The organism is Providencia sp. (assembly GCF_052096715.1).
In the GTDB taxonomy this organism is placed as follows: Bacteria; Pseudomonadota; Gammaproteobacteria; order Enterobacterales; family Enterobacteriaceae; genus Providencia.
The window spans coordinates 25,600-35,532 of record NZ_JBQDNB010000038.1; the positions used below are offsets into that span (position 1 = coordinate 25,600).

The following is a 9,933-nucleotide window of genomic DNA, read 5'->3' on the forward strand; positions in this document are numbered from 1 at the left end:
TTTACTAACATTATTTTGTTGTATTTTGGATATCGGTCATTCAACTAAAAACTTTAGTTAATGAGATATTAATATTTGAGCAATGAATAAAGCTGAGTTGTTACTCAGCCATACTGTCAATTAATGCCATTTCATCGCTGGTCAGCAATTTTTCAATATCAACCAATATCAGCATGCGGTCATTAACCGTACCAAGACCGGTCAAATATTGGGTCGATAACGTGACTGCAAAGTCAGGTGGCGCAGCAATTTGATCTTCGTTGAGAACCAACACATCTGAAACACCATCAACAACGATGCCAACCACTCTGTCTTTTAAATTCACGACAATCACGACAGTATTATCGTTATAAACCACATTTTCATGGGAGAATTTCACACGTAAATCAATAATAGGAATGATCACACCGCGCAGATTTGTTACACCTTTAATAAAATCTGGTGTATTAGCAATCCGAGTCACTTGTTCATAGCCTCGGATTTCCTGCACTTTTAAGATTTCAATTCCGTACTCTTCTTCCCCAAGAGTAAAAATGAGGTAACCTTCACCATTTTTTTCTTCATCAAGCTTATTTAAATCATCATCGAACATAGACATATGCATGACCTCTATTTAGTGCACCACAGGTTGTGAAACCTGCTGTTTCTTTTTAATCAAAATGCTGTTATTCATTTTTTGTAATTCAGCGACATCTAAAATCAACGCAACTGAGCCGTCTCCCATAATTGTTGCAGCTGAAATACCCGGAATTTTGCGGTAATTACTTTCAACATTTTTCACAACGACTTGTTGCTGTCCTACTAGCTTATCGACCAATAAAGCAAAACGATGACCTGCATTTTGGATAATCAGCACAATACTGTTATCTAAATTACGCTCAGCATTTTCAATGCTAAACACTTGATGTAATTCAACTAATGGCAAATATTCACCACGTACTAATAACATTTTTTCTTCGCCCGCTAAGCGATAAATATCATCCTGACGCGGCTGTAATGTGCTGATAATTGAACTTAGCGGAACGATAAACACATCTTCTGCAACTTTGACGGACATGCCATCTAAAATAGCTAATGTGAGTGGCAGAAGAATACGAATAATAGTGCCCTTGCCTTCCGTAAAACCAATCTGGACACGACCACCCATGTCTTGAATATTTCGTTTCACCACATCCATGCCAACCCCACGGCCAGAAACATCCGTGATGACTTCAGCCGTTGAGAATCCTGGTGCCATAATGAGCATTGCCACTTCTTCATTGCTCATTGCATCGTGAACATTCATACCTTGGGAGCGAGCTTTAGCAAGAATGCGTGTTCGATTAAGCCCCGCACCATCATCACGCACTTCAATACAAATATTTCCGCTTTGATGTGATGCTGCAAGAGTCAAAGTACCCGATTCCCGCTTGCCATTAGCAAGACGAACCTCTGGTTTTTCAATCCCATGGTCAAGACTATTACGAACAAGGTGATTCAGTGGATCGACGATACGCTCTATCAAACTTTTATCTAATTCAGTTGCACTGCCTTCCACTTTGAGTTCGATTTTTTTACCTAATTTCGAGGCAATATCACGAACCATGCGAGGAAAACGACTAAATACATAGTCCATTGGCATCATTCGAATTGACATAACAGACTCTTGTAGAGCTCTTGAATTGCGCTCTAACTGAACAATCGAGCCTAGCAAATCAGCATATTCATTTTGATCTACCTGCTGGCTATGTTGTGTCAACATGGATTGAATGATAACGAGCTCGCCAACAAGATTAATGAGTTGGTCAACTTTTTCGACGGCAACACGAATACTGCTCGAGTCACCTTTTGGTTTGGTCACTGATGCTTTGCGTGTTACTGGCGCAGCTTCTTTTTCGATAACCTCAGCTTTAACGGCTTCGGCCTCAGCTTGAACCTCTACTTGGTCTGCCTGTTCATTAGCCTCTTCTTCGACAGCTTGAATATATGGCTGACAATCGTCGAAACTAATTACTTCATGGCTAATTTGAGATTCATCCACAACAAAGCACAGTACACCGCAAACATCATCAATTTCGGTATTACTGCCGAGCCAAACTTGTAAGCTATTTTCAGTTTTTTCGGTGTGATACACAGTGCCAAATAATTCCAATTCATCGGCAAGCAAATCAACTTCAGTGGTTTTTAATTGTTGAAGCGTGATCATAAAATAATACGTATGTTCACTTTTCATCCCACAGGTTTGAGGTGCGTTCACAGATACTGCGGAATGTTCACTGTCAGACAATTGAGTTTCAGTTGACGCCAATGACGATACGGTTATTTCTTCGGCACGCTGCTCAACGCTGCTTAACACATCACAAATACGTTTAAACATTTCATCATCAGGTAATGAACTGTTTTTATATGCATCTAATTGCGATGCCATCACATCTTTAGCATCTAAAAATATATCAATGATGTCAGGTGTTAATGTCAGCTGGTCGAGACGCGCCTTATCCAATAAATTTTCCAATGTATGAGTGGTATTTTGCAACTGAGTGAAACCAAAAGTTGCAGCTCCTCCTTTTATAGAATGAGCACTACGGAAAATGGCATTTAGCTGCTCGCTATCCGGGTCAAAAGGATCGAGCTCAAGTAAATGTTGTTCCATATCCCTGAGCAACTCATCGGCTTCATCGAAAAATGTTTGATAAAACTCGGTAATATCCATGGTTTTTATCCAGTTTCGCTTAGGTTTCACTTAACGCTGACTGCCGGAACATCCGGCAGTACAACTAAAATAGATTAATATTCAAATAGTCTTTGTAAATCAGTGCATTTATTGCTGAACTTTTACAGTGACTACTTCATTGGTTGCCGGTACTGGCTCGCGTTTTATCACTTTATTTAGCACATCATTTATGGGTGTTGCCCCATCGTATTCACGTAAAATTTGTTTCGTTTCTTCATCATTTAAAACAATAATACTTATCCTGCGATTTATTGGTGCAAGACCATGTTCTTTATCTAAATGAATAGACGCAGCCATCCCAACAACTCGCAATACTTTGTTTTCATTCATTCCACCACGTATTAATTCGCGACGTGATGCATTTGCCCTATCAGAGGAAAGCTCCCAGTTGCTATAATTTGCACCGTTAGCGTAAGGCAAATCATCGGTATGCCCTGAAATACTGATCCGATTTGGTACATCATCAAGCAACGGTGCAATTGCACGTAAGATATCTCGCATATAAGGCTCGACAGTGGCAGAACCCACTTTAAACATAGGTCGATTTTCACTATCAACAATTTGAATACGTAAACCGTCGTTAATCATGTCAATAAGTAAATGAGGCTTCAATTCATTAAGGCGAGGGTCATTTAAAATCGCTTGCTCGAGTGATTTTTTAAGTTTTTCAAAACGATAATTAGCATCACCATCAGTGAGAGAGTTCGGCTCAGGTAAAACATCACCATCACGATAAATAGGATCTTTGCCGCCCCCCGGAATTGGGTTTGTCGCATCACCACTTTTTTTACCCGGATTAATTGCGGTACTCAGTGGCGTTCTAAAATATTCAGCAATTTGTGTTAATTCTTGAGGACTTGAAATCGAAATAAGCCACATCACCAAAAAAAATGCCATCATTGCTGTCATAAAATCAGCATAAGCAATTTTCCATGAGCCGCCATGCCCACCTTGATGATGTGAAGCACGTTTTTTGACTCGAATTATTTGAGGGTTATTGGCTGCCATCGACCGATTACTCCTCGCTCGATTCTTGAGCGCGATTGCCTATTTTCACTTCACGAACTTTATCTTCAAGCTCCAAAAATGAAGGTCTATCGGCACTAAACAATACTTTACGTCCGAACTCTACGGCGATTTGTGGCGCATAACCTTGCAATGCAGACAGGAAAGTGACTTTAATGCACTCCATCATTTTTAACTGTTCGCCACTGCGCAAGCGGATCAATGAAGCTAACGGTAAAATAAAACCATAAGCCACTAAAATACCTAAGAATGTACCGACCATTGCATGAGCAATTAATGCACCAAGCTCACCTGCGGGCCTATCGGCTGAACCCAAAGCATTTACTACCCCCAAAACAGCCGCAACAATACCAAAAGCAGGCATAGAGTCGCCGACCATGTTTAAGCCGGATGCAGGGACTTCATTTTCTTGGCGAAAGGTTTCTAATTCTTCATCCATCAATGCTTCTATTTCATGACTTTGCAAATTACTTGTCACCATCAGACGCAAATAATCAACAATGAACATCAATGTAGATTCATCTTTTAAAATTCGAGGATATTGCGAAAAGATTTCGCTTTCTCTCGGATTCTCAATATCTTTTTCAAGCGCAAGTAGACCTTGCTGACGGGATTTATTGAGTAATTGAAATAACAATGCCATTAGATCCATCGACATTGCTTTGTTATAGGAGGAACGACGGAAAAGGCGCGGCAATACTTTACATAATGCAATAATCGATTTACCACTGTTACCGACTACAAAGGCACCTAAACCCGCACCTAAAATAATAACAAATTCAGCCGGTTGATATAGCGCGCCTAAATGGCCGCCAACCATTAAATAACCGCCAATTACGGCAACTGTAACAATGATATACCCGATGAGTATTAACACAATATTCCCTTTCACTCCGTTGGTTAACAGATGGCAGTCAAAGGGAATATTAGGAACGACAGGCAAATAATTTTGCCTGTAAACCAAATCAATCCAATTACATCACCGCTTTGGTAATGCCATCCTGTCGATATAGCGTAATATCGGCGAGATCTTCGGAAAGTTTACGTTTTTTTATTGCACGTGATGGTGGCTGGCACAAACTGCAAGTAAAACTATTTTCAGGGATATGCGCATAGGTGATAAATGACCCACTACAACAGCGACAATCGGAACGCTGCAACATACCACTTTCAACAAATCTAACTAACGTCCAAGCGCGGGTTAATGCTAATAATGGTTCTTCTCCTGGCGCTGGCGCACACTGTTCTAAATAAAGACGATATGCTTTCAATATTGCATCAACACCTTGGCAATAGCCACTTTTCAATAAAAATTGGTATGCATTATAAAACATAGATGAATGTATATTCTGTTCCCACGTCATAAACCAATCTGTTGAAAAAGGTAACATTCCCTTTGGTGGTGGGCATCCTCTTAGCTCTTTGTACAAACGAACTAATCGTCCGCGACTGATTTGGGTTTCACTTTCTAGCATCTGGAGGCGAGCACCTAACGAGATCAATTCCATCGCTAAGCGAATATCATTAGCCTCTTTAACAATACTTTTTTCAGCTATGGTGCTCATCTTTTTCTCGCTATATTAGTCTCGCCCTCATTATGCTTTTGCAGTAATCGAGTCGAAAGTAAGATACCCGTATGAATTTGTTGTAAATCATCAACCCTAGAATCACGTGTTAGTGTCTCTATCGTATCGCTGTTCTCAAATCTAAACTGACAGATTAGCTGGTTTGTTTCCGCTAATTTGACTAATTGAGAAAGAGAAAGATCTGCTAAAGTAGTTGCCATTGCATCAGAGATACCGAGACGAAACATGGCAGAGGCTTTTTCTTGAGAGATAAGTTTTTGAGCTAACAGCAAATATGAGAGGTTAATATCGTATATATGCTTCAGAAAATCTGTCGTCGTACTCATTTTTTTTCCTTTCCGAATATTTATCAACATCTGTGTGCAAAAAGAACAAATATGAAATTAAAAGTATTGTATGAACTGATTTTTTTAAATATTAAACGTTATTAAATTAGGTAATCGTATTCCATTACGTTCCCATGTTTTCCGTTAGTTAATACCCAATTTGGAGTATAAAAGTACAATATTTCAAATCTTAAATTAAATACATTTCCTGAATACCTACAAACAATAAATAGCGACTAAAAAATTAGCATTTCCACTAAAAGTGGGAATATACCGATATCATTATTAGTCGTTAATTATTATGCACCACTAAATTAACTATTCAAGATACTTATGTTTCTTTTTATCTGATTAGACTAATTACCCATCCATACATTAGAAAATCTTTATTAAACCTATATATTGCCCCACCTTATCCGAAATATTCGCGACATTTTGGATCGACTTAAACTAAATGGTAGGATTTTAATCAATACATTTACTCTTTTAAGGTGATTAAGAAGGTAAAAAGACCAATCACAACTTCAAGAACGGCATATTGATCTAGATCAATAGTTATTATTAAGAAACTGAACTGCCTTTATTCTGAATTCACTACTATCGGCAGGATTGGAATAAAATTTAGCCATTAATTTTCAATTTATTTGCTTAAACCTTTAACTATTCTTAAAAAGAATTCATAACTAGTTATTCTATTAAAAAAAATCAATTACTTTGATTCATAGTGAAACCTTACAAATTTGATAAGTAAGCCTTAACAGTTGTAATGAGCTGAAAATTTAATTGGATTAATTAAATTAATTAAAACTGTGATTTTTTAAATTTACTGAGTTTTAATTTAGCTTATAGTTGTTAATTGAATTTAATTATTTAACTCACTATTCCCACTTTTATTTTGTTAATATTTCATTACAACTTGACTATAAACAAATTAATTTTTTTATTTTTTCATCAAATGACCCAAAAAATATTTTTTTAATAAAAAGATCAACCTACGAAGACTGCAATCATTAACATTCAACTTAAAAAGTAAAAAACAAATGAGACGTACGTTCCTTTTTCTATATGTTTTCCATATGATTTTTAATTCATCGAAAGATGACTAAAATAAAAAACGCATATCTAGTGCAAGCCCGTAATTTTACTTAGTACCTATCATATTGACTGTTTCAATTTAATCAAAATAATAACAATGGTGATAATATCATTTGTTCACTATATACTTTTATTTTAACAAAATACTCAATAACGTTCTCAACCTTAAGTAAGATTGCGTAAATCAATTAAACTTAATGCTCCGATATTTTTATTTTTTTATAAAAACTCAAAAAATATAAAAATCGTATCAAAAGCATATTTAATATTTTTAATGAGGAATTTTTTTTGTTAAAACTGAGACTTATTTCACATTTAATCTCACTCTTTCCTAATAGTTTCCAAATAAAACTATTTCATAATGTATCTGTTTTAAGTGTTATAGCTCAGAAAATAGCCATATGATTTGCTATCATGGATTTAAGTTATATCGACTAAAGATTAACCAGATGCTTTAGACTAAATATATTATACTCATAGCCCCGTATGGCAGAATTCATACCATGCATGTTACAGCTCTGTCATTTTCGCTTTAACGCACCAATAATAGGGACTAATATGTTTAGTTATTTAGCAACTGTAGAGTACATAGAAGAAGAAGGAACCTATGAAATTAACTATTGTGATTTTCCTGAAATACAAGGCGTCACATTTAGCAAAGAAAACATTGAACTTGAAGCAGAGGAAACATTAACAGCAGCAATTGCGGAGTTGATTACATCACGACTACCAGTCCCAAGCCCTTCAGTCAGCACTGAAGATGCCTTTATCGTTTATTTACCAATCCTAAGTTGTTTAAAAATCGCACTAAGTAACGCTATTATAGAAACAAATACACGTAAAAGTGACCTAGCGCGCAAGCTTAATATCAATGCTCAGCAAATTGAAAGGCTACTTGATATCCATTACGCTTCAAAAATAGAAGCGTTAGAACAGGCACTTTATCTATTAGGCTATGATGCATCAGTAACCGTTACGAAAAGAGCTAGTTTAGAATAATAAAACATACTTTTTAGCCATAATAATTAGTTTTCATCAAAAAATACCCAATAGGTAGTAATCTAAAATAGATTAATAAAAATCTAATATTTATATTAAGCGCGCACCCACTTTATTAATTAATCAAATTCTGCTGATTAAACAGGCTATTTTAATAGTCTGTTTAATTTTTGTTTATTTTTAATATTATTATTGTTACTAATTTTGGTGTTTTAAATATAATTAATCGCCATTAATCCATTATCTTTAAAAAAACCAGACTACAAATTAAAACAAACGATTAACTTAAGTATTTTTTAAAGCGCTACTTATGACAAAAATGCTCAATTTGAAAAAACTCAAAGCAGAATTTTAATCCTAAAATATTACAAATTGCCCAATAACTCACCGAAATAACTAGTAATATCAATGCAGGAGCTTAGTTTAGATGGTTTGGTGTTGGTTGGTTTATCAGAAATGAGTTGGCTTATTCTACGAATGTAGTGCTTAACAAGACTTGATGTTAATAAACAAAACAAAGTATACCCATGAGTCATTAACAGGATTAATAACATAAACCCCGTAACCAATTGAATTTTAAATATAATTAATTTTATACTTTGACGTAAAACTAAATAGATTCAATAGATAAATGAGAAGTAGATAGGTGTTATAACTCTCAATGCCACTATGATCGTTAAAAAGTGTCAAGGAGTTTAACAATTACAAAGAACTAACTCATGGTATACAAAACTATATGTGATTCACTCGAAAAAAGCGCCTCACAGGCAATTAATATCTATAATTAATACCGCTCAAAAACGCTATAATCCGGCCTCTCACCTCTCATAACAGCTCGTTGCTGTTCATGTACAGCTTCTCTATCAACTCTTTTTTGTTCAGATGAGCGAGAATCTTTATGCTGTTTTGGCCATTTGGAATTATTTGGCCATTTTGAGTTATTTGGCTCAAATGTCGTCGACGATGAACACCCTGTGATTATAAACAGACAAACTAGTGAGTAGATTAATTTCATTATGATTATTGACATATCTTACGATTAACAAAAACGAAACTTATCAAATTTGAAATTTGATGACAACCACAAATATTTTATGGTGATAGTCATTATTAGATAAAAATAGAGCTTTAAGCGATAACCACCAATTTCTAACTCTCCATAAAAATTGAGTGCATTTTTAGATATCAGTCACGATACGTCAACCAAGGATAAGAGTAACAAAAAGTGAATAGGCATTAATGTGAAGTTTGACGTTAATGCCTGTTCTGCGGATATTCCCACAAAAGTTATTGACCGGTATTTGACGCCAAACAAAAATATGACGGTGCATTACTTCTATAATTACCAACTTATTTACTAATATAGATGTGCTCACATGGTTAACAAACTAAATCTTAACTGGCCTGAATTTTTAGAAAAATACTGGCAGAAAAAACCCGTTGTATTGAAAAATGCATTTCCTAATTTTGCCGACCCTATCACACCAGATGAACTGGCTGGCTTGGCCATGGAGCCGGAAGTTGACAGTCGACTTGTCAGCTTCATAGATAACAAATGGGAAGCGAGTCACGGTCCGTTTGAGGACTACAGCGAATTAGGCGAAAAAGGATGGTCATTACTGGTACAGGCCGTCAACCATTGGCATATGTCTGCCGCTGAACTGGTGAAACCGTTCCGAGTATTGCCTGAGTGGCGTCTTGATGACTTAATGATCTCCTATTCGGTGCCTGGAGGTGGTGTCGGGCCGCATATTGATAACTATGATGTTTTCATCATCCAAGGAATGGGACGCCGCCGCTGGCGTGTGGGCGATGCCCTCCCAATGCGTCAGTTCTGCTCACATCCTGCATTATTGCATGTCGATCCCTTTGAGCCAATTATTGACGTGGAAATGGCACCGGGAGATATTCTGTATATTCCACCAGGATTCCCTCACGATGGTTTCACTTTCGAAGATACCATGAACTATTCTGTCGGCTTTCGCGGACCGACTGGACGTGATCTGCTGAGCAGTTTTGCAGACTACGTACTGGAACAGGATCTGGGTGGGGTAAATTATGGAGATCCTGACCTGACAGTGCGCGAAAATGCGGGAACCATGGAAACTCATGAGGTTGAAAGCCTACGTGCCACACGGTCCGCGCATGTTATTGACGCACCTTTTAATCGAATTTCGGGATAAAATTT

Annotated in this window: 7 protein-coding genes and 1 pseudogene; 2 read left to right on the forward strand and 6 right to left on the reverse strand. The window is 36.7% G+C overall.

Going from position 1 to position 9,933, the window contains the following annotated elements; genetic code table 11:
- Positions 1 to 100: 100 nt before the first annotated feature.
- The 6 genes from cheW to flhD form a co-directional block, all read right to left on the reverse strand.
- On the reverse strand, positions 101 to 598 hold the full coding sequence (gene cheW / locus ACTH6U_RS19880) for a chemotaxis protein CheW (RefSeq protein WP_294107818.1): 498 nt from the start codon (positions 596 to 598) through the stop codon (positions 101 to 103).
- 15 nt (positions 599 to 613) lie between these two features.
- Positions 614 to 2,692, reverse strand: a complete 2,079-nt coding sequence (cheA, locus tag ACTH6U_RS19885; RefSeq protein ID WP_441832989.1) for a chemotaxis protein CheA — start codon at positions 2,690 to 2,692, stop codon at positions 614 to 616.
- 108 nt (positions 2,693 to 2,800) lie between these two features.
- Positions 2,801 to 3,721 (reverse strand): flagellar motor protein MotB, encoded by a 921-nt coding sequence (gene motB / locus ACTH6U_RS19890; RefSeq protein ID WP_294107822.1) that lies wholly within the window; start codon positions 3,719 to 3,721, stop codon positions 2,801 to 2,803.
- 7 nt (positions 3,722 to 3,728) lie between these two features.
- Complete coding sequence (gene motA / locus ACTH6U_RS19895; RefSeq protein WP_294107824.1) at positions 3,729 to 4,616, reverse strand: flagellar motor stator protein MotA; 888 nt, start codon at positions 4,614 to 4,616, stop codon at positions 3,729 to 3,731.
- A gap of 97 nt (positions 4,617 to 4,713) precedes the next feature.
- Positions 4,714 to 5,304 (reverse strand): flagellar transcriptional regulator FlhC, encoded by a 591-nt coding sequence (gene flhC, locus ACTH6U_RS19900; RefSeq protein ID WP_294107825.1) that lies wholly within the window; start codon positions 5,302 to 5,304, stop codon positions 4,714 to 4,716.
- Complete coding sequence (gene flhD, locus ACTH6U_RS19905; RefSeq protein WP_336430853.1) at positions 5,301 to 5,651, reverse strand: flagellar transcriptional regulator FlhD; 351 nt, start codon at positions 5,649 to 5,651, stop codon at positions 5,301 to 5,303. The genes flhC and flhD overlap by 4 nt, the downstream gene beginning before the upstream one ends.
- A gap of 1,653 nt (positions 5,652 to 7,304) precedes the next feature.
- Between flhD and ACTH6U_RS19910 the strand changes: the two genes are divergently transcribed.
- Both ACTH6U_RS19910 and ACTH6U_RS19915 read left to right on the forward strand, forming a co-directional pair.
- Complete coding sequence (locus ACTH6U_RS19910; protein ID WP_441832990.1) at positions 7,305 to 7,745, forward strand: hypothetical protein; 441 nt, start codon at positions 7,305 to 7,307, stop codon at positions 7,743 to 7,745.
- 1,376 nt (positions 7,746 to 9,121) lie between these two features.
- Positions 9,122 to 9,874 (forward strand): annotated as a pseudogene (locus tag ACTH6U_RS19915) (cupin domain-containing protein); the annotation flags it as partial.
- Positions 9,875 to 9,933 lie beyond the last annotated feature (59 nt).

Bases quoted from the DNA above. Each gene is read 5' to 3' on its own strand.
- cheW (WP_294107818.1), bottom strand. From the start codon at position 598: ATGTCTATGTTCGATGATGATTTAAATAAGCTTGATGAAGAAAAAAAT.
- cheA (WP_441832989.1), bottom strand. From the start codon at position 2,692: ATGGATATTACCGAGTTTTATCAAACATTTTTCGATGAAGCCGATGAG.
- motB (WP_294107822.1), bottom strand. From the start codon at position 3,721: ATGGCAGCCAATAACCCTCAAATAATTCGAGTCAAAAAACGTGCTTCA.
- flhC (WP_294107825.1), bottom strand. From the start codon at position 5,304: ATGAGCACCATAGCTGAAAAAAGTATTGTTAAAGAGGCTAATGATATT.
- flhD (WP_336430853.1), bottom strand. From the start codon at position 5,651: ATGAGTACGACGACAGATTTTCTGAAGCATATATACGATATTAACCTC.
- ACTH6U_RS19910 (WP_441832990.1), top strand. From the start codon at position 7,305: ATGTTTAGTTATTTAGCAACTGTAGAGTACATAGAAGAAGAAGGAACC.